A 23,604-nucleotide genomic window follows, 5' to 3' on the forward strand; every position below is an offset into this window, starting at 1 on the left:
TCGGGCCTGTGGGTGGTGGTCGGCAGTCGGCGGGTGCGGCCCGGGTTTCTTTCGCCCCCGCCCTCTCAGAACGTCAGCACCCCCGCGCCACCCTCCCCTCCCTCGCGTCCTGGGCCGCCTTCTCGAAGTCCTCCACCGGGTATGTCGCCGTCACCAGTTCGTCCAGCAGCAGGCGTCCTTCGCGGTACAGGTCGGCGTAGAGGGCGATGTCGCGCTGGGGCCGTGAGGAGCCGTAGCGGCAGCCGAGGATGGACTTGTCCAGGTACATGGACGAGACCCGGAAGGACGCCTCGGCCGTCGCGGGCGGCACCCCGAGCAGGACGGCCTGACCGTGGCGGTCCAGCAGGTCGACGGCCTGGCGGATGAGTTCGACACGGCCGACGCACTCGAAGGCGTGGTCCGCGCCCGTGGGGAGAACGTCCCGTACCCCTTCCGTCGAGGTCAGGAAGTCGGTCGCGCCGAACCGCCGGGCCACCGCTTCCTTGTCCGGATTCGCGTCCACCGCCACGATCCGCAGCGCCCCCGCGATCCGGGCGCCCTGGATGACGTTGAGGCCGATGCCGCCCGTACCGATCACCAGGACGCTGTCGCCGCGGTCCACGCGCGCGCGGTTCAGTGCCGCCCCCACGCCCGTCACCACCGCGCACCCGATCAGCGCGGCCGACGGCAGCGGGATGTCCTTCGGGATACGGACGGCCTGCACGGCCTTGACGACGGTGCGTTCCGCGAAGGCCGAGTTGCACGCGAACTGGTACAGCGGCCGCCCGTCCCGCGCGAACGGCCGGCCCGGCCTGCCGATCGCACTCCGGCACATCGTCGGCCGGCCCCGGTCGCAGTCCGCGCAGGCACCGCAGTTCGCGAGCGTGGACAGCGCCACGTGGTCCCCCGGCCGGACGTGCGTGACGCCCTCGCCCACCGCCTCCACGACCCCCGCGCCCTCATGGCCGAGCACCACGGGAACGGGGAAGGGTATGGTCCCGTCCACCACCGACAGATCGCTGTGGCACAGCCCGGCCGCCGAGATCGCGACACCCACCTCGCCGGGCCCGGGGTCGCGTACCTCCAGATCGTCGACGACCCGCACCCGTTCCCCGTCGAAGACCACGCCTCGCATCACAACCCCCTTCAGCCCCTGGGCTCCTTCGGCAGGCCGAGCACGCGCTCGGCGATGATCGTGCGCTGGACCTCGTCTGAGCCGCCGTAGATGGTGTCGGCCCGGGAGAACAGGAACAGGTGCTGCAAAGGGTCGAGTTCGTACGGCTGCTCGGGCGACCAGTCCCGCGGGCCCACCGCCGCCCCCGCGCCCCGTACGAGCATCGCCAGTTCCCCGAGCCGCTGGTGCCAGCCGCCCCACAGCAGCTTGGCCACGCTCGGCGCACCCGTCTCGCCGCCCGAACCCCCGAGCGTGCGCAGGGCGTTCCAGCGCATGGTGCGCAGCTCCGCCCACTGGCGTACGAGGCGGTCGCGTACGACGGGGTCGTCGGCCGCGCCCGTCTGGACGGCCGTACGGATGACCTGCCCCAGCTCCTCGGCGAAACCGATCTGCTGGGCGAGCGTGGACACCCCTCGCTCGAAGCCGAGCAGGCTCATGGCCACACGCCAGCCGTTGCCCTCCCCGCCGACCACGTGATGGGCCACGGCCCCGTCGAAGAAGACCTCGTTGAACTCGCTCGTCCCGGTCATCTGCCGGATGGGCCGCACGTCGACACGGCCCGGCTGGTTCATCGGGACGAGGAGGAAGGACAGGCCGTGGTGACGGCGCGAGCCGGGTTCGGTGCGCGCGAGGACGAAGCACCAGTCGGCCTCATGGGCGAGGGAGGTCCAGATCTTCTGGCCGGTCACGCGGTACGTCGTCGTGGTGCCGTCGCGGACCGCCGCTGTGCGTATGCCCGCCAGGTCCGAGCCCGCCCCGGGTTCGCTGTAGCCCTGGCACCACAGTTCCTCGCCGCGTGCGACGGGCGGCAGGAACCGCTGCTTCTGCTCCTCGGTGCCGTGTTCGATCAGGGTGGGGGCGAGCAGCTTCTCGCCGATGTGCCCGGACCGGGCGGGTGCCTTCGCGCGGGCGTACTCCTCGGCCCAGACGACCTGCTGGACGAGACTCGCGGTCCGGTTCCCGTACCCGCCCTCCGGCCACCCGATACCGATCCACCCGCCGCGCCCGAGCTCCCGCTCCCACGCCCGCCGGCTCACACCCTCGGCGGGGTGCGCCCCCAACCAGTCCCGCACCTCACTGCGGAACGCCTCGTCTTCCGCACCGAACCCGAAGTCCACGGGCCTCCTCCTCACAGGAGCTACGCGCCCCGGAAGGGGCGCGGGGCTGCATCAATATGCGACTCCGCCGCGATGGGGGTCCCCCCGCTCGAGCGCAGCCGAGAGTGGGGGAGCGACCAGCCACACACGGCCGCGGTTTCCACACGGCGATCAACCACCCACGACCCCACTCCCGCCCCCAGCGGAGCGCCTACGCGTTCGGCCGTTCCCGGGCGGCAGCCGCCCGCCCCATCGCCTCCACCCGCTCCAGCATCGGCATCGGATCCACCCCCACGCTCCCGGGCAGAACCTCCGCGATCCGCTCCGGCGTCCAGGAGCCCTCCGCGAAGGCCGAGCGCAGCTCGCGCGGCTGGGCCCAGACCGCGATCTTGGGCCCGGCGACGGTGTACACCTGCCCGGTGATGCGTTCCTCGCGGGCCCGGTCGCTCAGCAGGTAGACGACCAGCGCCGCGACGTCCTCGGGCTCGCCGATCTCCGTGAGCTCCATGGGGACGTTGGCGGACATCCGGGTACGGGCCACGGGCGCCACCGCGTTGGCCGTCACCCCGTACTTGTGCAGCCCGAGCGCCGCGCTGCGGACCAGGGAGATGATGCCGCCCTTGGCCGCGCTGTAGTTGGCCTGGGACACCGAGCCCTGGTGGTTGCCGCTGGTGAAGCCGATGAGGGTGCCGGACCTCTGCTTGCGCATCAGCGCCGACGCCGCGCGGAAGACCGTGAAGGTGCCCTTCAGATGGGTGGCGACGACCGGGTCCCACTCCTCCTCGGACATGTTGAAGAGCATCCGTTCGCGCAGGATCCCCGCCACGCACACCACGCCGTCGATCCGGCCGTACACCTCGACGGCCGTGTCCACGACCCGCTGCCCGCCCGCCATGGCCGACACGTCGTCGGCCACCGCGACCGCCTCGCCGCCGGCCGCCACGATCTCCTTGACCACGGCCTCGGCGACCGAACTCGTCGGCTCGGAACCCTCGATGGAGACCCCGTAGTCGTTGACGACGACCCGCGCGCCCTCGGCCGCCGCCGCGAGAGCCACCGCCCGGCCGATGCCGCGCCCGGCCCCCGTCACGGCGACGACCTTGCCTGCCAAGAAGTTCCCCACGCCCGACCCCTTCCCGCAGTTTCTGACGGACCGTTAGATTCTGCGCTCGGGCCGATTCTACGACCCGTCAGATACCTGGAGACAAGACCCCGGACCAGACCCGGACAAGACCCCGGGACGGATGGGGAAGACCGGCAGACCGCGAGACGAGGAGGGATCATGTCGTTGCCGGAGGAGTTCCATGAGATCGCGGGGCGCGTGAACAACTGGGGCCGCTGGGGGGCCGACGACGAGATCGGGACGCTCAACCTGATCACCGACGAGGTCGTACAGGGCGCCGCGGCCAGTGTGCGGACCGGGCGGCGCGTTCCGCTCGGCCTCCCGCTCCAGCAGGACGGCGTCCAGACCGGCATGGTCCCCGGACGCGTCAATCCGCTGCACACGATGGTGCAGATCAACCTGGAGACCTTCGGCCCCGGCACCGTGGCCTGGAGCGACGACGCCGTGACCATGGGCCTGCAGTCCGCCACCCACTGGGACGCCCTCACCCATGTCTCCCACTCGGGGCGGATCTACAACGGCCGCCCGGCGAGCACCATCACCCCGCACGGCGGCGCGGAGTTCAGCGGCATCGACAAGGCGCGGCACATCGTCTCGCGCGGTGTCCTCCTCGACATCCCGCGCGCCCTCGGCCAGGACCGGCTCGCCGGCGACCACGCGGTCACGCCCGACGACCTGGAGGCGGCCGAGGAGTTGGCGGGTACGCGGGTGAGGAGCGGCGACGTCGTCCTCGTACGGACCGGGCAGATACGGGCCTACCTCGGCGGCGACCGGCACGCGTACGCGTACCCCTCGCCCGGGCTGTCGGTGCACACGCCCGAGTGGTTCCACGCCCGGGACGTCGCCGCCGTCGCCAACGACACGCTCACCTTCGAGATCTTCCCGCCGGAGATCGAGAACCTGTGGCTGCCCGTACACGCGCTCAACCTGGTCGAGATGGGGATGCTCCAGGGTCAGAACTGGAATCTCGAAGAGTTGTCCACAGCCTGTGGAGAAGAGGGGCGCTACGCCTTTCTGCTGTCCGCGACGCCCGAGCCGTTCGTCGGTGCCACGGGAACTCCGGTGGCCCCCGTGGCCGTGCTCTGAGGTTTCGCCGGGCCCACCCCGGCGACCCCTCGCCCCGCTCTCCGGCTGGCGGCGCGCTCCCCACCTCCCGGCCGCGCTCGGGCGACAGCGCCCCCAGCTCGCCCCGAGCGCGGCATCGCGCGCCGCCATCCGGTTCCGGCGTACCAGCTCTCGCTCCCCGGACGCCTCCCGTACCGACGGGCCGTCCGGCCCTGTGGGAGCCGACACCGGATCACGACCCACACTCGTCGAGGGCCTCCGTCACCGGAGCCCTCGCCGTCCCCTCACGGTGAATCGCTGAACACAAGCGTGATCAAACGGACACGACACGTCAACACCCGTTCGGGGATTTGCCCGTTATGGACTTTTCATAGTGGCGCGTAAAGGAGCACACCCGGCGCATCGACCGTCGACCGCCACCGGACACGTCCGAGCCCGTGCGACCGCGCGCAGGCGCGTGCGTCGTGAACGCCCCGGCCGCCCCGGCCGACCCCGCCGACCAACCCGACCGGCCAAGCCGACCGGCCAACCCGGCCGGCGAACGCCCGCAACCGCGGGGCCGCCGGGCCCTATACGGCCTCGTACGCGAATCCCTCGTACGCCATGGAAGTCGAGACGGGGGTGCTGGCCGCGCCGCGGCGGGGGCCGGGCTCGCAGCGGTCCAGTTCGCACCAGATGCGTTTGCCGACGCCCTCGGAGTTCCAGCCCCAGCGGTCGGCGAGCCCTTCGACGAGGGCCAGGCCGCGGCCGTTGGTGTCCTCGCCCTCCGCGTGCCGGGGCAAGGGCGGCCGGTCACAGGCGTCGGCCACCTCCAGACGGACGGTGCCCGCCGAGCCGTCCCGCACCCCGGACAGCAACAGCCGCAGCACCGCCGGGCAGCCGGTGTGCACCACGGCGTTGGTGACCAGCTCGGACACGAGCAGGACCAACGTCTCGGCCAGTGGCTCATCGGGCTCTATCCCGGACCCGGCGAGCCGTGAACGGGCCCATTTCCGGGCGCGCCCCACCTCCGTGGGGTCGGGCCGGATCTCCAGCTGCACTTGAAGCACCTGCACCGCTCACACCATCCGAACCGGCGGGCACATCGCCGCGCGCCTCGCCAAGGCCACGATCGTGGTCATCTTCTGCACGGCCATCGACTGCATGGCCCGGACGGGGATCACCGAGCGTGATCCCGTTACGTGCCAGCATGGTTGACGTACAGTCACCCCAACAAGCGCTTCGGGCATATTCCAGCGCGAAGGAGTACGCGTGCGGCATACTGTGCGACGCTCGTCGCGGGGAGTCGAACAGGCGGGCCCACACCCCCGCCCACCAGTGCGAGTGGCACGCATCGCCCGATCCGGCGCCGCCTCGGGGGCGGCACCGGGATGGCTCGTCCTCGGAACCACTCGCACCCCACACAAGGTACCGGAGCGGACCTTCGACTCCAGGGCGTGACAAGTCACGCGCAGGACACAAGCCGATATCAACGCTCAGTAATTCCCCTGTGCCACGATCCGCGCCGTCCGCCACATGAGCCCGGGCGCCCCCCTGGTCAGACGGTCGCACCCGGCGGATCGGCCAACAGGTCCCCCGCGAGGATCTCCTCACTCTCCGTCACATCACCGCTACGGCGGGCGCGCACCCAGGCCCGCTTGAGGTGCAGGTGCACGTCGGACTCCCAGGTGAAGCCCATGCCGCCGTGCACCTGGAGGCAGTCGCGGGCGCCGTGCAGAGCCGCCTCGTCGGCGAGCAGCCGGGCCGCGGCGATGTCCAGCGGGTCGGCGGTGACGGCCGCCGCGTACACGGCGGCCCGCGCCGTCCCGACCCGCTCCAGCATCCCGGCGCACAGATGCTTGACCGCCTGGAAGGCTCCGACGGGCCGTCCGAACTGCTCTCGGGTCCGGGCGTGTTGCACGGCCAGTTCGCAGGTGCGGGAGGCCGAGCCGAGTTGCTCGGCAGCGGTCAGGAGAACGGCGAGGGGGACGTCCGGGGGAGCCGTTCCGCCTCGGCCTCCGTCCGGTACGCGGTGCAGCGGGGTCAGCGGATCCACCGACCGCAGCGGTACGGCGCCGGACGCGTCCCCCCGTACGAGGTCCGCCTCGTCCAGCCACTCCACCAGGCCGCCCTGCACGGCGGTCACCACGGCCTGACCGGTCGCGGCTCCCGGCACCCGGGCGTCCGCCGCGAGATGCGTGGCCACCAGGGGCCCGGGCAGCAGCACCCGGCCGGCCTGTTCGAAGGCCAGGACCGCTTCGGGGAGCCCGACTCCGACCCCGCCCTCCGCCTCGGGCAACCGCAGCGCGAAGAACCCCGCCTCGCCCAACTGGCGCCACAGGGTGCGGTCGAGTCCCGGCGTGTCCAGGGCGGTCCGCAGCGCCTGACGCCCGAACCGGCCTTCGAGCAGTTCGCGCACGCCGTCCCGCAGCGCTCGTTGGTCGTCGGTGAGTTGGAAGTGCACGGGTCGCGTTCACCGCCCCTTCGGCAGGCCCAGGATGCGCTCGGCCACGATGTTGCGCTGGATCTGCGAGGTCCCGGCCGCGATCGTGTACGACAGCGACGACAGCCGGTCCAGCACCCACGGCCGGTCGAGGTCGAGCGCCTGAGCGCCCAGGACGTCGGCGGCCGTGTCGTACAGCTTCTGCCGTGCGTGCGAGTAACGGAGCTTGAAGACCGAGCCGCCCGCGCCCGGGAGCCCACCGCTGCGCTCGGCCTCGCTGACGGTCCACTGCGTCAGCCGCCACAGCGCGCGGAACTCGGCGTTCAGCCGGCCCAGCCTGCGCCGGAGCGCGGGGTCGTCCCAGCGGCCGTTCTTCCGTGCCTCGCGGGCCAGCTCGCCCAACACACGACGGCACGCGACCACTTCGCCCACGAACGCCGTGCCCCGCTCGAACGACAGCGTCACCATGGTCACGCGCCAGCCGTCGTTCTCCGCCCCGACCCGGTGGCCGACCGGCACGCGCACCTCGTCGAGGAAGACCTCCGCGAACTCCGCCGACCCCGCGAGGGTCTTCAGCGGCCGTACGGTGATCCCCGGGGCGTCCATGGGCATGGCGAGCCAGGTGATGCCCCGGTGCTTGGGCGCCGAGGGGTCCGTGCGCACCAACAGCTCGCACCAGTCGGCGACTTCGGCGTGGGACGTCCAGATCTTGGACCCGCTCACCACGTAGTCGTCGCCGTCTCTCCGCGCGCGCGTGCGCAGCGCCGCGAGGTCGGAGCCGGCGTCCGGTTCGCTGAAGCCCTGGCACCAGACCTGCTCGCCGCGCAGGATGGGCGGGAGCCAGCGCGCCCGCTGCTCGGCCGTGCCCTCGGCGGCGATGGTGGGTCCCGCGTGCAGCAGTCCGACGAAGCCCGCGCCCACGTAGGGGGCGCCCGCCCGCTCGGTCTCCTCCAGGAAGATCAGGTGCTGGGTGGGCGTGGCCCCCCGGCCGCCGGCGTCCACCGGCCAGTGCAGTCCCGCGTACCCGGCGTCGTACAGCATCCGCTGCCAGCCGAGGTCGTAGGCGCGGCGTGCCGGCCAGTCCTCGGGCGGCGGCTTCGGCGGCAGCGTGGGCAGCACCCCGGCCAGCCACTCCCGCAGCCGCGCCCGGAACTCCTCCTCCTCCGGGGTGTACGTGAGGTCCATTCCGAGCCCCCTCCGCCCGACACACGCTTACCTGATGCACCGTCAGCCAAGAGCCTTCCGGGAAGGCTAGCCCCGCACCCCTGGACCGACAAGGCGCGGCGCCTTACGCTCTGGCCACGATCTGACTAGCCGTCAGCTCAGCTGCCGGCGAGCGAGCCAAAGGGGCGCGCCGGTGTCGAGAGCGCGTGGGGGCACCTCCCTGCTCGAGCGAAGCCGAGAGCTTGGGGGAGCGCGGAGGCCCGAAGGGTCGAGCACGGTCGGGCTCTCGACACCTGCTGTAGCGCCCGGGAGGCGAACCGAGCCTTAAAAAAAAGGGGGCCGCCGTGAACGACACCGCCCACGCGCTCAGCGCGTCCCGCACCCTCTGGGAGCTGCTCTCCCGCCGCGCCGACCTCACACCCGGCCGGCCGGTCCTCCTCCAGGACGACCGCGTCCTGACCTTCGGCGAGCTCCGCGAGCGGGCCGAGCGGGTGGCGGCGGGGCTGTACGGCATGGGAGTGCGCCCCGGCACGGTGGTCGCCTGGCAGCTGCCCACCCGTGTCGAGAGCGCTGTGCTGTCCTTCGCGCTGGCCCGTCTGGGCGCCGTGCAGTCACCGGTCATCCCCTTCTACCGGGACCGCGAGGTCGGCTTCGCGCTGCGGGAGTCGAAGGCGGAGTACTTCGCCGTGCCGGGCGAGTGGCGCGGCTTCGACCACACGGAGATGGCGCGGCGACTGGGCGCGAAGGGCGTCTTCGGGGCGTACGACCGTCTCCCGGACGGCGATCCGGCCGTACTGCCCGCGCCGCCCTCCGAGGGCACCTCGGTCCGCTGGATCTACTGGACCTCGGGCACCACCTCCGACCCCAAGGGCGTGCTCCACACGGACCGTTCACTGATCGCGGGCGGCTCCTGCCTCGCCCACGCGCTCCACCTCTCGGCGTCCGACGTGGGCTCGATCGCGTTCCCGTACGCGCACATAGGCGGCCCCGACTACATGGTGATGCTGCTGCTGTACGGCTTCCCGGCGGTGATGTTCGAGCACTTCGCGCTGCCGGACGCGCTGGAGGAGTACCGCAGGCACGGGGTGACGGTGGCGGGCGGGTCCACGGCGTTCTACTCGATGTTCCTCGCCGCTCAGCGCGAGCAGCCCGGCAGGCCGGTCGTCCCGACGTTGCGGCTGCTGGCGGGCGGCGGGGCGCCGAAGCCGCCCGAGCTGTACCGCTCCGTCGTGCGCGAGATGGGCGTCCAGCTCACCCACGGGTACGGCATGACCGAGGTGCCGATGATCACGATGGGGTCGCCGGACGACTCGGCGGAGAACCTGGCGACGACCGAGGGGCGGCCGCCGGAGGGGATGGAGATACGGATCGTCGACGGGGAGGTGCGGCTGCGGGGGGAGGCCGTGTGCCAGGGGTACCTGGACCCGGCGCAGACGGCACAGGCGTTCGACGCCGACGGGTTCCTCGTCACGGGTGACCTCGGGCGTCTCACCGTCGACGGTCACCTGGTCCTCACGGGCCGCCTGAAGGACGTCATCATCAGGAAGGGGGAGAACATCTCGGCCAAGGAGATCGAGGATCTGCTGCACCGGCACCCTGCGGTCCGGGACGTCGCCGTCGTCGGGCTGCCGGACGCCGAACGCGGGGAGCGGGTCTGCGCCGTGGTCGAGCGGGTGCCGGGTGACGGGGAGCTGTCACTGGACGACGTGACCTCGTACCTGCGCTCGGAAGGGCTGTCCGTGCACAAGCTGCCCGAGCAGCTGGAGGTGGTGGACGCCCTTCCGCGCAACGACACCCTGCGCAAGGTGCTCAAGTACAAACTGCGGGAACGCTATTCGTGAGCCATTCAGCTATTCGGGCACCGTGAAGTAGCGCGCGAAGGCCGTCACGACCTCCGTCTCGCCCACCCTGTCGTCGGCGTCGGCGTCGAGGGCACCGGCGGCCGCGGCGGCGACGTGCTCGGGCACACCGAGGGCCCTGAGGACGCGGGTGGCCGCCTCGACCGTGACCGAACCGTCCCCGTCGTCGTCCGCGACGGCGAGGGCCGCGTGCAGGAAGGGGCGGGCGATCTCGGCGAACCGGTCGGGGTTGTCGCGCAGGCGCTTGACCGCGCCGTTCACGAACTCCTCCCGGGTGATGCGCTGGTCACCGTCCCGGTCCGCTATCCCGGCCATGCCCTGCCAGAGGGCCTCGGCACCGCCGTACAGGGCCTGGCCCTTGTCGGACCGCGGCGTGGTGGCGAACTCGGCGAGGACCGCCCTGGCCGCCGCGCTGAAGTCCGCGCGGTCGATGTAGCCGTTGCCATCCTGGTCGAAGGTGGCGAACCGGGCAGCGATCCTGCGCTCGTACTCGGTGCTGACCATGTCTGTTCGGGACCGCCTTACGTCGTCACGAGGGGGTTCGTCTGGACGGAGGGTACGACGTCAGGGGCCGGGTCGGCGTGGGAAAGCGACGCTTGTGCCAAGACCGGGGGAATTTCGCGACAACGGCGTGTCCTGCGCGCGGCCGGGTACTGGCGCCTTCCTGTGCGTGTTCCGTGTTCCTGTGCGTGCCGCTCACGCCGACAGTGGGCCGGCCTCCTCGTCGTCGTCCGGGGCGCCGTCCACGGCCGAGGCCACGTCCGGGTGGACGTCGAACAGGCGGCGGACCCCGAGGGCGCCGAGGACGCGGTTGACGTGCGCGCCCTGTCCGCGTCCGCCGGCAGCTGTGCCGGTTCCGTCGGGCGGAAGTATCAGACGCAGTTCGCCCCGGCAGGAACGGATGAGGCGGCGGGTGGCGATGAGCACACCGACCCCGCTGGAGTCGCAGAACACGACACCGGAGAGGTCCAGGACGAGACTGCGGCGGCCGTCGGCCACCGCGTCGTGCACCCGTTGCCGCAGCACCGGGGACGTCACCAGGTCCATCTCACCCGACACATGGAGCACGGCCCACTCGCCGTGTTCGCCGTCGGTCACCTTGAGCGTCACCACCACGCCTCTCAGTCGCCGGAAATCCCTGGAACTCCCGGAATGAGCACCGGAAACGGAAGCCGCAGTTACGCTTCCATCTGCGCGGCTGCCCCACCCTCGTTCCATGAAACACCGAGGCGTGGCCGGAAGCGTGGGCCAAGACTGGCCATTTCAGTCCGGATCGGTCTTGTACGATCCAATACGGTCACGCTTGATCGGTTTCGCGCGGGGTAGGGGCAGCGCAACAGCGAAGGTCGACCGCCCGCGGTCCATACCACCCCCGGCCTTCGCGGGGGCGCACATTGCCGCAATGGGGCGTGCACCGCTGGATGTGCCGACTACATTCGAGGTGGCACAGGACACAGGCTGGGTTTGGAGAACGGCGCACAGCACGAGCAGGGATGAGGGGCCACATGGCGACGAACGACGCGCCGCCGCGCTGGGACCGCAGGATGCAACAGCGGCTGGCCCACGGTGAGGCGGCGGCGCTCGGCGAGTTGTACGACCGGTTCGCGTCACTCGTGCACGGCCTGGCCCATCGGGTGCTCGGAGACGAAAAGGCGGCCGACGCCATCACGCGCGACGTCTTCGCCCACATCTGGGAGCACCCGGCCGCCTACGACCCGCAAGAGGGCCCGATGCGCTCCTGGCTCGCCACGCTGACCCACCGCCTCGCCGTACAGCGCCTGCGCACCACCGAGACCGCGGCGCTGGCACGCGGCGGCGAGGGCACCACGGAGGACCTGGAGCGCAGGGTCCACCGCGCCTCGGCGGCCGCCCGCGCCGACTACATCGTCCAGTCCATGCCCACCCCGCTCCGCGCCGCACTCGAACGCGCCTACTTCCAGCGCCGCGACTACCGCCAGACCGCCGCCGACCTCGGCATCACCGAGGACGAGGCACGCCGCCGCCTGCGCCTCGGCCTCCAGCTCCTCTCCACGGCCCACCACACCGGGCCCTCCGGGGTGCCTCCGGAACACGGAGGCACGAGGTGAACGGGGGTGTGGGGCGGTTCGAGGGGTTCGGCAGGCACGAGGGGCAGCAGGGCGGCGCGGGCGACGGCGGCAGCGGTGGCCGTGACGGCGGGAAGGCCGTGCCGCCGCGCATACCGCCGCCGCGGGTGTCCGTCGAGGACAGCGGCCTGCCGCTGCCCGAGCCGGTGCCCGCGCCGCTCGTCCTGGAGCACGGGGTACTCAAGGCGCTGCTCGGCGCATGGGCTCTCGCCGCGTGCTCGGTGCGGGAGACGGCCGCCGTCGAGGAGCACCTGGGGACGTGCGGCTCCTGCGCGGACGAGGCGCTGCGGCTGCGCGAGGCCGTGGGACTGCTGCACGCGGAGGACAGCCTCGATCTCGACCCGGCCCTGCGCACCCGTGTCCTTCAGGTCTGCCTCGACCGCCGGGCGCCCCGGATCCCCGTACCGGACTGGGCTGCGCCGTACGACGCGGAAACGGCCCGGCTGGACGCGCTGCTGCAGGACATCGGCGACGCGGAGTGGCACGCTCCGGCGCGGCTGCGCTGGTTCGAGGACGACCGGCCGGTGAGCCGCCGTACGACCGTCGCCGGGGTCATCGCACACCTGCTGAGCGTCGACGGGCTCGTCGCGGTGGCGCTGGGCCTCGACGACCCGCTGCCCAGGGCGGCGGACGCCCCGACGCCGGCGGCCCGCACCGAGGCGTACCGGCGGGCCTCCCGCTTCCCGCCCTCCCGCGGCGTACGCGGCCCGTGGCGCGAACAGAGCCACGCCCTCGTCCGCACGGCCTCCTTCACCAGTGAGGGCTCCGGCTCCGGGAAGCTCAGCGTGTCGTACGGCGACTTCGAGCTGCCGTTGCGGGACGCGATGCTGGACCGCGCCTTCGAGTGCTGGATACACGGGGAGGACATCGCGGAGGCGGTGGACTACCCGTACGAGCCGCCCGCCCCGCGCCATCTGCACCGCATGATCGACCTGGCGGCCCGCGTCCTGCCGACGGCCCTGGCCGAGCGCCGCCGGGCGGGACTCGCCGCACCGCCCCGGCAGACCCGCCATCTCGTGCCCGCCGGCTCGCCCGGCCGCAGCCTGCGGCTGGAGATCGAGGGCCTCGGCGGCGGCGAGTGGCTCATTCCCCTCGACTCCCCCGCCGCGGTGGGCTCCGCCGATCACGCGGTGGCCCACGTCGCCCTCGACGGCGTCGAGTTCTGCCGGCTGGCCGCGGGCCGTGTCTCCCCGGAGGAGGCGGCCGCCGGGCAGGAGGGCGACCGGGAGGCGATCAGGGACGTGCTGTGCGCGGCGGCGTCCTTGAGCCGGATGTAGGCGAACGCTCCTGGGCCCGCTTGCGGCCGACCTACGCGAAGACCACAGTCCGCCTGCCGTTCAGCAGGATGCGCCGCTCCGCGTGCCACTTCACCGCCCGCGCCAGGGCCTGGCACTCCACGTCGCGGCCGATGGCGACCAGCTGGTCGGGGGTGACGTCGTGGCCGACGCGTTCGACCTCCTGCTCGATGATGGGGCCCTCGTCGAGGTCGGCGGTGACGTAGTGCGCCGTGGCACCGATCAGCTTCACCCCGCGGGCGTGCGCCTGGTGGTACGGCTTCGCACCCTTGAAGCTCGGCAGGAAGGAGTGGTGGATGTTGATGATCCGGCCGCTGAGCTGCTTGCACAGATCGTCGGAGAGGACCTGCATGTAGCGGGCCAGGACGACCAGCTCGACGTCGTTCTCGCGGACGATCTCCAGCACCCGCGCCTCGGCGTCCGCCTTGGTGTCCCTCGTCACCGGAATGTGGTGGAAGGGGATGTCGTACGACCCCACGAGCTCGGCGAAGTCCGTGTGGTTGGACACCACCGCCGCGATCTCCACCGGCAGCGCACCGATCCGGGCGCGGAACAGCAGGTCGTTCAGGCAGTGCCCGAACTTGCTGACCATGAGGACGACCCGCATCCTCTCCTCGGCCCGGTGGATCTGCCAGTCCATCTGGAAGGAGTCACCGATCGCCGCGAAGCTCGCCCGCAGCTTCTCCACGGTCACCGGGGCCTCGGCCGAGAAGTGGACCCGCATGAAGAACAGGCCCGTGTCGTGGTCGCCGAACTGCTGACTGTCCTCGATGTTGCAGCCGGTCATGAACAGGTAGCTCGACACGGCGTGCACGATTCCCTGCTTGTCCGGGCAGGAGAGGATGAGGACGTACTGGTCGGGGCGAGACGCCGCGCCTCGGCTGGACTGCTCGTTCATGCGAGACAGGGTCCCACATACGGGGCTGAGCCCCGTAAGGGGCGCAAGCACATCAAGGGGCGCAGCCCCAAAGGGGCGCGGGGAACTGCGCGAGCAACCACACACAGCCTGCAGCCGCGATACAACCGCAGCCCTACGGCGAAAAGGCGCCCACAACGAAACCGCACCCTCAAACCCGCGCCCCCAGCGGACCACCTACGCCGAGCGCGTCAGAATCCGCAACACCTCAAGCGTCCGCGGCGGCACCTCCGGATCCTCCCCGTCACTCACCGCGAGCCGCACATGCGCCTCGCGCGCCGCCCGCACCGCCTCCGGCCACCCGTGGTGGTCGACGTAGGCGCTCACTGGCGCGTCGGGGCCCACCTGGTGCATGATCCGCAGCACGCGCAGCACGGCGGTGTCGACCAGGGCCGCCTCCTGTTCGTCGCGGAAGATCGTGCCCACGTACTTCTCGGCGGACCAGTTGTCCAGCCAGGTGTCCTCGACGAGGCGGTACACGGCGTCGGTGACGTCCCCGTACCCCTCGACACCGGCCAGCCAGACGTCCCGCTGGAACACCGGATCGGAGAGCATGTGCAGCGCGGAGCGCACATTGCTGCGCCAGCGCCACCAAGGCATGTCATTCAGTGGCATGCCGCCCATGGTGGATGAGCGACGCCCGCGACGGGAAGGGTTCTCCGAGTCATGCACAGCCACTGATCGTACTTACCTCCTGAAAACACGGTCATCCCCCCTCGCAATTCACCTCTACGTCACCTTCCGTTGACCGTAGGGCACCCTTGGGTTGACGGTGTAACGGAATCGTGCGTAACCATGACCGGCAGGCCACGCACGCGCTCCTTCCTCCCCGTCCGCATCCGGCCCGTCCGCAGCACCGCGAGAGGGACACGCTCACGCGGAAAGTCCTTCGCGCTCTCCGCGGGCGCGCTGGCGGCGTGTGCGTCACTCGCCGCCGGCTGCGGTGTCGTCCCCGGTACCTCGGGGTCTTCGGACGATCCCGTCACCGTCATGACATGGGCGCCCGAGAAGACCGCCGCCACCAACGAACCCGGCATGCCGGCCATGGCCAAGGCGTACGCCCGCTGGATCAACTCCCATGGCGGCATCAACGGCCGCAAGCTCAACGTCCTCACCTGCAACGAGAAGAACGACACCGTGGCCGCCGCGAAGTGCGCCAGGCGCGCGGTCGACGCGGGTGTCGTCGCGGTCGTCGGCTCCTACAGCCAGCACGGCCGCTCCTTCCTCGCCCCGCTGGAAGCCGCGGGCATCCCGTACATAGGCGGCTACGGCGTCACCGACGACGAGTTCACCAGCCCTCTGTCGTACCCCGTGAACGGTGGCCAGCCCGCGCTCATGGCCGGCCTCGGCGAACAGCTCGCCAAGCCCTGCGGCCCCGTCGTCCTCGTCCGCCCCGACTCGGTCGTCGGCGACCTGATGCCGGTGCTCCTCAACGCCGGCCTGCGCACCGGGCCGCACGCGGCCTCGATCGACCAGCTGGCCGCGGAGGACGCGACCCAGTACTCGGAGCAGACCCGGAACGCGCTGCAGCGGGCCAGCTCCGACCCCACGCGGATGGGCTGCCTGGTGCCCTCGCTCGGGGACCGCACCGACACCTTCATGGACTCCGTGCGGCGCGCCCGCGAGGACTACCCGGAGGTCCGCACCGCCAGCGTGCTCGGCAGCATCGACCAGCCGCTCATCGACGCGTCCGGCGGCAAGTCGGGACCGTACGAGGGGGCGTACGTCACCGGCTGGTACCCCGTGGAGAACGACAAGCGCTGGAACACGATGAACAAGGCGATCCGCGAGCAGGCCTTCGGCGACAACCGGATCGACCCGGCGGACCCGGGCGTGCAGACCACGTGGATCGCGTACACGGTGCTGAAGTCGGTCGTCGAGAAGCTGGGCGACGGCGAGGTGAGCGCACGCGCGGTGCGCCGGACCCTCGACAGCGGGTTGAAGGTCACCACGGGCGGGCTGACCCCGCCCCTGAGCTGGCCCTTCGACGACCTCGCCGCGCCCGGCGGCTTCCCGCGCCTGGTCAACGCGAACGTCACGTTCCAGGTGGTCCGGGAGGGCCGGCTGGTGGCCGCCCGGCAGGGCTTCGTGAGCGTGCTGAAGACGCTGGAGGACGCCTAGTAGTACTAGCCGCGGCCTGGGCCGACACAGGCCCCTGGAGCCGAGGCGGTGACGCCGGTGTCCCGGTCCCGGGACCCGGCCGGTCGTCACCACCGGGACCCGGCCGGTCGTCACCGCCGTCCGGACCTCACAGCTGCGTCGGCTGGCGCTGGGTGAGCCCGTAGGTGGACGCGATGGAGTTCCACAGGTCGGCGGCCTTGGACTTCTCGGTGCTAGCCGTGGAGCTGGCCTGGTTGCCGGCCTTCGTCTGGTCCGTGACGCGGGCCTGGCCCTTCCTGCAGCCCTTCTTCTTGGCGGTCTGGTCGGCCCAGGCGGCGTAGTGGTCGTCCGCGGAGGCGGAGGCCTTCCAGGCGCTCGTGAGCGCGGCGGTCAGCGCGGCGTTGTCCGGCAGTTTGTCCACGGAGAGCTGGGACAGTCGCGTGACCAGGTCGTTGCGCTGCTTGGCCGCGTCACGCAGGTCGGTGGCGGCCTTGTCGAGGTTGTCGCAGCGCCGGATGTCCGCCACCGCGTTGATCACGGTGGTGCGGCTGTCACCGCTGTCGGCGAGGAGCTTGTCGAGGGCGACCGCCTGCTCCTTCGCCGGGTCGGCGGACGGGGACGGCGACTCGGCGGCGTCGGACGCGGCCGCGACGGGCTTGTTCTCGGCGGCCTGCTTGTCGTTGCCGCCGCCGTCGCTGAGCAGGGCGCCCGCGCCGACACCGAGGACGGCGATACCGATGCCGACGGCCGCGATGAGGGGGACACGGGATCCCGTACGGCCCCGCGCGCCGGAGTCACGCCGGGCCGCGGCCCGTCCGCCGCCTCCGTGCGGTGCCTGCGGGCCCTGCCCGCCCGGTGGAGGCGGGACGCGGGGCATCTGCTGGGTGGCTCCCGCCGCCTCAGTGCCCGGCTCGCTGCGGAAGAGGCTGTCGAAGACGTCCGGCTCCGGCCGCTGCCCGGCTCCGCCAGGGCCCGCGCCGGTCCCGTACGGCTGCGAGGGGACGGGAGCGATGTACTGCGTGGCCTCGGCGTCGGGGTTCCCGGGGGCCGCCGTGGGCGGCAGCGGGCCCGCTGCCGGCATGGGTCCGGCGCCGGGTCTGGGGAGGTGGCCCAGGTACTGCGTCTCGCCGGAGGACACCTCGGGCGGGAGTGCGCCCGGACCGACCGGCGGAAGGAACTGGGTCGCCGCCTCGTCCCCGGGACGGGCGGCGACCGGGGGTATGAGCTGAGTGGCGCCCTCGTCGACCGGGGCGGCGGGCCCGGCGGACGGCAGCGGCGCGCTCGGCGCAGGGGACGGCAGCGCGCCCTCCAGCGGCGGGGGCGGGCTGCCCGCCTGCCGTTCGAGCACACCCGACTGCGGGGGCAGCGGGACCGCCTGCGGCGGAACAGGTGCCGCCGGTTCCGCCGCTGCGGGGGCGGGTCCGGGGTGCGTCGGGGCCCCGTACGACGGCGGCTGGGCGCCCTCGGGCGGCATCGCACCGGGCGCGGGCTGAGCCGGCTGGGGCACCTGCGGGCGGGGCAGCTGGGCCTGCTGCTGCGGGTGGGGCAGCTGGGCCTGCTGTTGCGGGTGGGCCTGATGCTGCGGCTGCGAGAGGGCCTGCGGATAGGCCTGCTGCTGCGGCTGCGACGGGGCCTGCGGATAGGCCTGCTGCTCCGGCTGCGGGTAGCCCTGCTGAGCCTGCTGCTCCGGCGCCTGGGAATAGGGCTGCTGTGGCTGCTGGTGGGCCGGCGGCGGTGCGCCCCAGCCCTGGTCGCCCCACGCCTGAGCCGGTCCCCCGGTCTGCTGCTCACCCTGCGTGTACCACGGCTGGGCCGGCGGAGGGGCCGGGGCCGCCCCCTGATCGGGGCCCCACGGCTCGTCCCAGGACCGGCCGGGCGCCGGTGCCGACTGCTGCTCGCCGGGCAGGAGGGGCGCGCTGCCGTCGGAGGGCAGCACGATGCCTTCGCGCGGTATCCGCGCCGAGGGCTCCTCGCCCTGTCCACTCTGCGTCACCGGGACTCCTACGAACGGGGGATTTTCGGAATCGTCGGCTCACGCTACCGGGTCCCCACAAGCCGATGCCACGCAGCGCAGGGCGTGATACGTCACGGCCCCGCACCCGCCATAAGGGGCCACAGACCCCTTAAGGGGCGCGGGGCTGTATCGATGTGCGACTCCGCCGCGTGGGCGTGACAAGCCACAACGAACCCGCACCCCGAAACGACCCCAAGACCCCAACGGCGCTGCCCGGAACCCGCTCGACCAGCGGAGCTAAGCGGCCTGCAACTCCATCCGCGCCCCGAACTCCCGCACCACCGGCTCGTCCCGGAACGGTTCGAGCCGCTGCTGGAAGTCCTCCAGATACTCGGCCCCACGGTTCGACCGCAGCGTGCCGAGCAGATCGACCGCCTGCGAAGCCGTGTGACAGGCCTGCTCCACCTCGCGCCGCTGCACCTGCGCGGTGGCCAGCAGTACGAAGCCGATCGCGCGGCGTCGGGCGCGGGACTCGGGATGCCCGTCGAGGGACTGCTGCGCGCACCGGGCCGCCGCGTCGGCCTGCCCGAGGTCGCGGTGGCAGTGCGCCAGCTCGTCCGCCAGATACGCCTCGTCGAAGTGCGCGATCCACACCGGGTCGTCCCCGGACGCCGGATCGGCCGCCTCCAGGGCCGTGACCGCCCGTCCGGAGGCCAGTTGGGCGGCGCGCGCGTCGCCCAGCAGCGCGTGCCCCCGCGCCTCCGCGGCGTGGAACATGGCCTCCGCGCGCGGTGTCACACGCCCTCGGGCCCCTTCCTGCGCCGCGCGCGCCAGTTGCGCGATCTCCCTCGGGTTCCCGAGCTGCGCCGCCAGGTGGCTCATGGACGCGGCCAGCACATACCCGCCGTACGCACGGTCGCCCGCGGCCTGCGCGAGCCGCAGTGCCTGGATGTAGTAGCGCTGGGCCAGGCCCGGCTGCCCCGTGTCGACGGCCATGTAACCGGCGAGCTCCGTCAACCGCGCGACCGCCGCGAACAGTTCACGCCCGACGACCTCCCGGTACGAGCCCGCCAGCAGCCCGGAGACCACACTGTTCAGGTAGTGCACGACGACCGGGCGCACATGCCCGCTGCCGTACTGGTGGTCCAGGTCCACCAGGGCCTGGGTCATCGCCTTCACGGCGGCCACGTCGGACTGCCCGACCCGCGGCCCCGCCGAGCGCGACACCTGCGAGTCGGGCGCGGAGATCAGCCAGTCACGGCTCGGCTCGACCAGCGCGGACGCGGCGACGGACGAGCCCGAGAGGAAGTCCCGGCGGCCGACGTCGCTGCGCCACAGCTCGCAGACCTGCTCGATGGCGCCCAGCACGGTGGGCGAGAACTGCAGGCCCACACCCGAGGCGAGGTTCTTGCCGTTGGCCATGCCGATCTCGTCGATCGTGACCGTACGCCCCAGCTTGCGGCCGAGCGCCTCGGCGATGATGGCCGGCGCCCGCCCGCGCGGCTGCTGTCCACGCAGCCAGCGCGCCACGGACGTCTTGTCGTAGCGCAGATCCAGACCGTGTTCCGCGCCGCACATGTTCACCCGCCGGGCCAGCCCTGCGTTCGAGCATCCCGCTTCCTGAATGAGTGCCTGCAGCCGTTCGTTCGGCTGCCTGGCAACAAGAGGCCTTGCGGCCATGGCGTACCCCCTGTGGCATGCGGTGCCTGCCCACGCACCGAGTTGACGTGTCTTCAGCGACCGGAGAACCGAAAGAATCCGGCCTTGAAGATCAATGCCCCGCCAACATGACGACAATGCGGGACATGTGAGGATTGCCGGGGTAGTGACGACTACCGATCGACTACCGATCCCCCACACGTGGCTACCCAGCCCCATGGACATTCCTCCTGCGCGCCCCCGGATATGCGCCCATGCGCCCCGGACGGGGGAGCGGTGCCCCTCCCCCGCGCATGTGACATCCGTAACCCCTGATGACGGCTAGAGTTGTGTTCATCGTGGAAGAGACCATCGCGGGCCCTGAAGCTGCCCAAATTCCCATGCAGCGCGGCGAATCGCTCCTGGAAGCCGCCGTACGTTACGCCGAAGAACGCCACTGGGACGTGTGCCCCGGTACATGGCTTGAAGCCGCCGACGGGGAGCATCACTGCTCCTGCGGACAGCCCGCGTGCGCCGTCCCCGGCGCACACCCGGCGCGCGAGGACTGGGCGTCGCAGGCCACGGGCAGTGCGACCGTCGCGCGCCGGCTGTGGTCCCAGCAGCCGACCGCGTCGATCCTGCTGCCGACGGGACTCACGTTCGACGTGATCGACGTGCCCGAGACCGCGGGACTGCTGGCGCTGGCCCGGATGGAGCGCATGGACCTCACGCTCGGCCCGGTGGCCTGGACCCCGGACCGGCGCATGCAGTTCTTCGTACTGCCCGGCGCGTCGGCGAAGGTCCCCGACCTCGTACGGAAGTTGGGCTGGTCACCGCTCTCCCTCGACCTGACGGCGCTCGGCGAGGGCGAGTACGTGACGGCTCCGCCGACCCGGTACGGGTCCCGGGGCGCCGTGCAGTGGGCCCGCCGCCCGACTCCGGCGAACCGGTGGTTGCCGGATGCGGAGGAGCTGATCTCTCCGTTGGCGTACGCGTGCGGCCGGGACGGGCGCCGGTAACGCTCCGGGGGTCTGCTGGTCGTCTTCGCGGCTGATGGCCGTCTTCGCGGCTGCGGGTCGTGGCTGCTCGCGGCGCACGGCGTCACGCCCCGCGCCCCTTCGGGACGCGATAGCCGGTACCCGCCTATCGTGAGCGCATGACTGAGGGCACAGTGGGCGGAGCCGCCGTACGCGTGCAGGGGCTCTGGAAGCGGTTCGGGCAGCAGGTCGCCGTCGCGGGGGTCGATCTGGAGCTGCCGGCGGGGCGCTTCATCGGGCTGGTCGGGCCGAACGGGGCCGGGAAGACCACCACCCTGTCGATGGTCACCGGCCTGCTCCGGCCGGACCAGGGCACCGTCGAGGTCGTCGGGCACGACGTGTGGCGGGATCCGGTGGAGGTCAAGGCGCGGATCGGTGTGCTGCCCGAGGGGCTGCGCCTGTTCGACCGGCTGTCCGGGCGGGAGCTGCTCGCGTACACGGGCAGGCTGCGCGGACTGCCCGGCGCCGAGGTCGACAAGCGCGCCACCCAGCTCCTCGACGTTCTCGACCTCGCGGGCGCCCAGCACAAGCTCGTCGTCGACTACTCGACCGGTATGCGCAAGAAGATCGGCCTCGCCGCGGCCCTCCTCCACAACCCCGAAGTCCTGTTCCTGGACGAGCCCTTCGAGGGCGTCGACCCGGTGTCGGCCCAGACCATCCGCGGCGTCCTGGAGCGGTACACGGCCTCGGGCGCCACCGTCGTCTTCTCCTCTCACGTCATGGAGCTCGTCGAGTCGTTGTGCGACTGGGTGGCCGTCATGGCGGCGGGCCGCATCCGCGCGCACGGTCCGCTCGCGGAGGTGAGGGGCGAGGCGCCCTCACTCCAGCACGCGTTCCTGGAACTGGTCGGTGCGAACGCGCGGGACACGGGTTCGGCCCTGGACTGGCTGGGCGGCGGGACGCGATGAGCACGGCCGCGGAAACGGGAACGGGTACGGGCACGGAACGGGCGGCCACAGCGGGGGCTTCGATCACCCCCGTCGTCGTACGGCTGAAGCTGTCGCTGCTGCGCAACGGGCTACGGCAGTCGGCCGGGCGGCGGGCCGCTTACATCGCCTCCGCCGTCCTCGTCCTGCTGTTCGCCGCGTTCCATCTGATCGGGCTGATCCTGCTGCGGGGCAACGCGCACGCCGCGTCCGTGACCGTGCTGCTGGTGGCCGTACTGGCGCTCGGCTGGGCGGTGATGCCGCTGTTCTTCCCGAGCGGCGACGAGACCCTCGATCCGACACGGCTGGTGATGCTGCCGCTGCGGCCGCGGCCGCTCGTCCGGGCGCTGCTGGTGGCCTCCCTGGTGGGCATAGGGCCGCTGTTCAGCCTGTGCATGCTGATCGGCTCGGTGATCGCGGTGGCGCACGGTGCGGCCGCGTACGCCGTCTCCGTGGTGGCCGTCCCGCTCGGGCTGCTGGTGTGTCTGGCCCTCGCGCGGGCCGTGGCCGCCGCCAACATCCGCCTGCTGACCAGCCGCAAGGGCCGGGACCTGGCCGTGCTGAGCGGTCTGGTGATCGCGGTCGGGGCCCAGCTCGTCAACTTCGGGGCCCAGCGCCTGGGTTCGGCCGGGCTCGGGCAGCTCGACCCGGCCGCGGACGTGCTGAGCTGGGTGCCGCCGGCGTCGGTGGTCGGCGCGGTGGACGCGGTGAGCGAGGGGTCGTACGGCGTCGGGGCGGCCCGGCTCGCGCTGAGCGCACTCGCGCTGGCCGGGCTGCTGTCCCTCTGGTCGCGCACCCTGACCCGGCTGATGGTCTCGCCGGACTCCTCCACGCTCCCGGACGCCGAACCGGCACGGGACCGTACGCGGTCCGCGGGGCTGGGCCGGCTCCTTCCCGCGGGCCGCACCGGCACCATCATGGAGCGCAGCCTGCGGTACGTGTGGCGCGACCCGAAGACCAAGGCGGCCTGGGTGACATCGCTCGCCATCGGGCTGCTCGTCCCCGTCTTCAACGCCCTGCAGGGCACCGGCTCGATCTACTTCGCGTGCTTCGCCGCGGGGATGCTCGGCATCCAGATGTACAACCAGTTCGGGCAGGACACGTCCGCGTTCTGGATGGTCGCGATGACCATCTCGTCACCCAGGGACGCGTACGTCGAACTGCGCGGCCGCGCCCTGGCCATGCTGGTGATCACCCTGCCGTACGCGGCCCTCGTGACTGTCCTGACGACGGCGATGCTCGGCAACTGGCCCGCGCTGCCGGAGGTGCTGGGCCTGTCCTTCGCAGTGCTCGGCGCGATGCTGGCCACGGGTGCCTGGTCCTCGGCCCGCTTCCCGTACTCCATCCCGCAGCAGGGCTACAAGAACGTGGCCCCCGGGCAGGCGGGCCTCGCCTGGCTGTCGATCTTCGGCGGCATGGTCGCGGCGGCCCTGCTGTGCGTTCCGGTCATCGCCCTCACCATCTGGCTCAACGTCACGGCGAACGGCGACGACTGGGCCTGGCTCCTGCTCCCCCTGGGCACCGCCTACGGCACGGGCATCACCCTGCTGGGCCTCCGCCTGGCGGCCTCGCGAACAGCGACGAGACTCCCGGAGATCCTGTCGGCGGTCAGCAAGGGCTGAGTCCCGCGCCCTTGAAAGGGCCGCAGGCCTTCAGGGGCGCGGGGCTGTATCGATTTGCGGCTCCGCCGCGCGGGCGCGACCAGCCACGACGACGCCGCAAGCCAGAAGACGACCCGCAGATCAATGGC

At 72.1% G+C, this 23,604-nt stretch carries 20 protein-coding genes; 8 read left to right on the forward strand and 12 right to left on the reverse strand.

Annotation, left to right across the window (positions count from 1 at the left end):
- Positions 1-73 precede the first annotated feature (73 nt).
- From E0500_RS06105 to E0500_RS06115, 3 genes are all read right to left on the reverse strand, one after another.
- Complete coding sequence (locus E0500_RS06105; RefSeq protein ID WP_181586891.1) at positions 74-1,114, reverse strand: Zn-dependent alcohol dehydrogenase; 1,041 nt, start codon at positions 1,112-1,114, stop codon at positions 74-76.
- 11 nt (positions 1,115-1,125) lie between these two features.
- Positions 1,126-2,271: an acyl-CoA dehydrogenase family protein gene (locus E0500_RS06110; protein WP_131563345.1), complete on the reverse strand. Its 1,146-nt coding sequence runs from the start codon at positions 2,269-2,271 to the stop codon at positions 1,126-1,128.
- A gap of 190 nt (positions 2,272-2,461) precedes the next feature.
- Complete coding sequence (locus E0500_RS06115; RefSeq protein ID WP_131563344.1) at positions 2,462-3,373, reverse strand: SDR family oxidoreductase; 912 nt, start codon at positions 3,371-3,373, stop codon at positions 2,462-2,464.
- A 159-nt stretch (positions 3,374-3,532) separates the two neighbouring features.
- Here E0500_RS06115 and E0500_RS06120 point away from each other — a divergent pair, with 159 nt between their 5' ends.
- Positions 3,533-4,459, forward strand: coding sequence for a cyclase family protein (locus E0500_RS06120; protein ID WP_131563343.1), 927 nt, complete (start codon positions 3,533-3,535; stop codon positions 4,457-4,459).
- Between the two features lie 548 nt (positions 4,460-5,007).
- On the opposite strand, the gene E0500_RS06125 is transcribed toward E0500_RS06120, so the two are convergent.
- The 3 genes from E0500_RS06125 to E0500_RS06135 form a co-directional block, all read right to left on the reverse strand.
- Positions 5,008-5,493, reverse strand: coding sequence for an ATP-binding protein (locus tag E0500_RS06125; RefSeq protein ID WP_131563341.1), 486 nt, complete (start codon positions 5,491-5,493; stop codon positions 5,008-5,010).
- 482 nt (positions 5,494-5,975) lie between these two features.
- Positions 5,976-6,881, reverse strand: coding sequence for an acyl-CoA dehydrogenase family protein (locus E0500_RS06130; protein WP_131563339.1), 906 nt, complete (start codon positions 6,879-6,881; stop codon positions 5,976-5,978).
- Between the two features lie 9 nt (positions 6,882-6,890).
- On the reverse strand, positions 6,891-8,045 hold the full coding sequence (locus E0500_RS06135; RefSeq protein WP_131563338.1) for an acyl-CoA dehydrogenase: 1,155 nt from the start codon (positions 8,043-8,045) through the stop codon (positions 6,891-6,893).
- Between the two features lie 323 nt (positions 8,046-8,368).
- On the opposite strand from E0500_RS06135, the gene E0500_RS06140 reads away from it, so the two are divergent.
- A complete protein-coding gene (locus E0500_RS06140) occupies positions 8,369-9,865 on the forward strand; it encodes a class I adenylate-forming enzyme family protein (RefSeq protein ID WP_131563337.1) in 1,497 nt (498 codons plus the stop codon).
- A 9-nt stretch (positions 9,866-9,874) separates the two neighbouring features.
- Here the strand turns inward: E0500_RS06140 and E0500_RS06145 are convergent, their stop codons facing one another.
- Together E0500_RS06145 and E0500_RS06150 are read right to left on the reverse strand one after the other, a co-directional pair.
- The gene (locus E0500_RS06145; protein ID WP_131563336.1) at positions 9,875-10,387 is read right to left on the reverse strand and encodes an EF-hand domain-containing protein; all 513 of its coding nucleotides are present in this window, start codon (positions 10,385-10,387) and stop codon (positions 9,875-9,877) included.
- Between the two features lie 192 nt (positions 10,388-10,579).
- Entirely contained in the window at positions 10,580-10,999 is a 420-nt protein-coding gene (locus E0500_RS06150) for an STAS domain-containing protein (RefSeq protein WP_131563335.1), read from the reverse strand.
- A gap of 389 nt (positions 11,000-11,388) precedes the next feature.
- Between E0500_RS06150 and E0500_RS06155 the strand changes: the two genes are divergently transcribed.
- Positions 11,389-11,970, forward strand: coding sequence for a sigma-70 family RNA polymerase sigma factor (locus E0500_RS06155; protein ID WP_131563334.1), 582 nt, complete (start codon positions 11,389-11,391; stop codon positions 11,968-11,970).
- A complete protein-coding gene (locus tag E0500_RS06160) occupies positions 11,967-13,265 on the forward strand; it encodes a zf-HC2 domain-containing protein (RefSeq protein ID WP_131563333.1) in 1,299 nt (432 codons plus the stop codon). The genes E0500_RS06155 and E0500_RS06160 overlap by 4 nt, the downstream gene beginning before the upstream one ends.
- A 31-nt stretch (positions 13,266-13,296) precedes the next feature.
- Here the strand turns inward: E0500_RS06160 and purU are convergent, their stop codons facing one another.
- The gene (gene purU / locus E0500_RS06165) at positions 13,297-14,181 is read right to left on the reverse strand and encodes a formyltetrahydrofolate deformylase (RefSeq protein ID WP_131563332.1); all 885 of its coding nucleotides are present in this window, start codon (positions 14,179-14,181) and stop codon (positions 13,297-13,299) included.
- Between the two features lie 195 nt (positions 14,182-14,376).
- Positions 14,377-14,877: an SCO4402 family protein gene (locus tag E0500_RS06170; protein WP_131563331.1), complete on the reverse strand. Its 501-nt coding sequence runs from the start codon at positions 14,875-14,877 to the stop codon at positions 14,377-14,379.
- Positions 14,878-14,994: 117 nt separating this feature from the next.
- On the opposite strand from E0500_RS06170, the gene E0500_RS06175 reads away from it, so the two are divergent.
- On the forward strand, positions 14,995-16,320 hold the full coding sequence (locus E0500_RS06175; RefSeq protein ID WP_131563330.1) for an ABC transporter substrate-binding protein: 1,326 nt from the start codon (positions 14,995-14,997) through the stop codon (positions 16,318-16,320).
- A gap of 127 nt (positions 16,321-16,447) precedes the next feature.
- Here E0500_RS06175 and E0500_RS06180 read toward each other — a convergent pair whose 3' ends face one another.
- Entirely contained in the window at positions 16,448-18,292 is a 1,845-nt protein-coding gene (locus E0500_RS06180; RefSeq protein ID WP_131563329.1) for a hypothetical protein, read from the reverse strand.
- Between the two features lie 258 nt (positions 18,293-18,550).
- Positions 18,551-19,933 (reverse strand): transcriptional regulator, encoded by a 1,383-nt coding sequence (locus tag E0500_RS06185; RefSeq protein WP_131563328.1) that lies wholly within the window; start codon positions 19,931-19,933, stop codon positions 18,551-18,553.
- Between the two features lie 293 nt (positions 19,934-20,226).
- Between E0500_RS06185 and E0500_RS06190 the strand changes: the two genes are divergently transcribed.
- From E0500_RS06190 to E0500_RS06200, 3 genes are all read left to right on the forward strand, one after another.
- Positions 20,227-20,910, forward strand: a complete 684-nt coding sequence (locus tag E0500_RS06190; protein ID WP_220140460.1) for a bifunctional DNA primase/polymerase — start codon at positions 20,227-20,229, stop codon at positions 20,908-20,910.
- Positions 20,911-21,047: 137 nt separating this feature from the next.
- Entirely contained in the window at positions 21,048-21,836 is a 789-nt protein-coding gene (locus E0500_RS06195; RefSeq protein WP_131563327.1) for an ABC transporter ATP-binding protein, read from the forward strand.
- The gene (locus tag E0500_RS06200; protein WP_131563326.1) at positions 21,833-23,476 is read left to right on the forward strand and encodes a transporter; all 1,644 of its coding nucleotides are present in this window, start codon (positions 21,833-21,835) and stop codon (positions 23,474-23,476) included. Before E0500_RS06195 ends, E0500_RS06200 begins: the two co-directional genes overlap by 4 nt.
- Positions 23,477-23,604 lie beyond the last annotated feature (128 nt).

Origin of the sequence: Streptomyces sp. KM273126 (assembly GCF_004337435.2) — a bacterium.
GTDB classification, from domain to species: domain Bacteria; phylum Actinomycetota; class Actinomycetes; order Streptomycetales; family Streptomycetaceae; genus Streptomyces; species Streptomyces acidicola.

Excerpts from the sequence above, each read along its gene's own strand:
- E0500_RS06175 (WP_131563330.1), top strand. The coding sequence starts at position 14,995 with ATGACCGGCAGGCCACGCACGCGCTCCTTCCTCCCCGTCCGCATCCGG.
- E0500_RS06190 (WP_220140460.1), top strand. The coding sequence starts at position 20,227 with ATGACGGCTAGAGTTGTGTTCATCGTGGAAGAGACCATCGCGGGCCCT.
- E0500_RS06120 (WP_131563343.1), top strand. The coding sequence starts at position 3,533 with ATGTCGTTGCCGGAGGAGTTCCATGAGATCGCGGGGCGCGTGAACAAC.
- E0500_RS06105 (WP_181586891.1), bottom strand. The coding sequence starts at position 1,114 with ATGCGAGGCGTGGTCTTCGACGGGGAACGGGTGCGGGTCGTCGACGAT.
- E0500_RS06135 (WP_131563338.1), bottom strand. The coding sequence starts at position 8,045 with ATGGACCTCACGTACACCCCGGAGGAGGAGGAGTTCCGGGCGCGGCTG.
- E0500_RS06200 (WP_131563326.1), top strand. The coding sequence starts at position 21,833 with ATGAGCACGGCCGCGGAAACGGGAACGGGTACGGGCACGGAACGGGCG.
- E0500_RS06185 (WP_131563328.1), bottom strand. The coding sequence starts at position 19,933 with ATGGCCGCAAGGCCTCTTGTTGCCAGGCAGCCGAACGAACGGCTGCAG.
- purU (WP_131563332.1), bottom strand. The coding sequence starts at position 14,181 with ATGAACGAGCAGTCCAGCCGAGGCGCGGCGTCTCGCCCCGACCAGTAC.
- E0500_RS06155 (WP_131563334.1), top strand. The coding sequence starts at position 11,389 with ATGGCGACGAACGACGCGCCGCCGCGCTGGGACCGCAGGATGCAACAG.
- E0500_RS06195 (WP_131563327.1), top strand. The coding sequence starts at position 21,048 with ATGACTGAGGGCACAGTGGGCGGAGCCGCCGTACGCGTGCAGGGGCTC.
- E0500_RS06145 (WP_131563336.1), bottom strand. The coding sequence starts at position 10,387 with ATGGTCAGCACCGAGTACGAGCGCAGGATCGCTGCCCGGTTCGCCACC.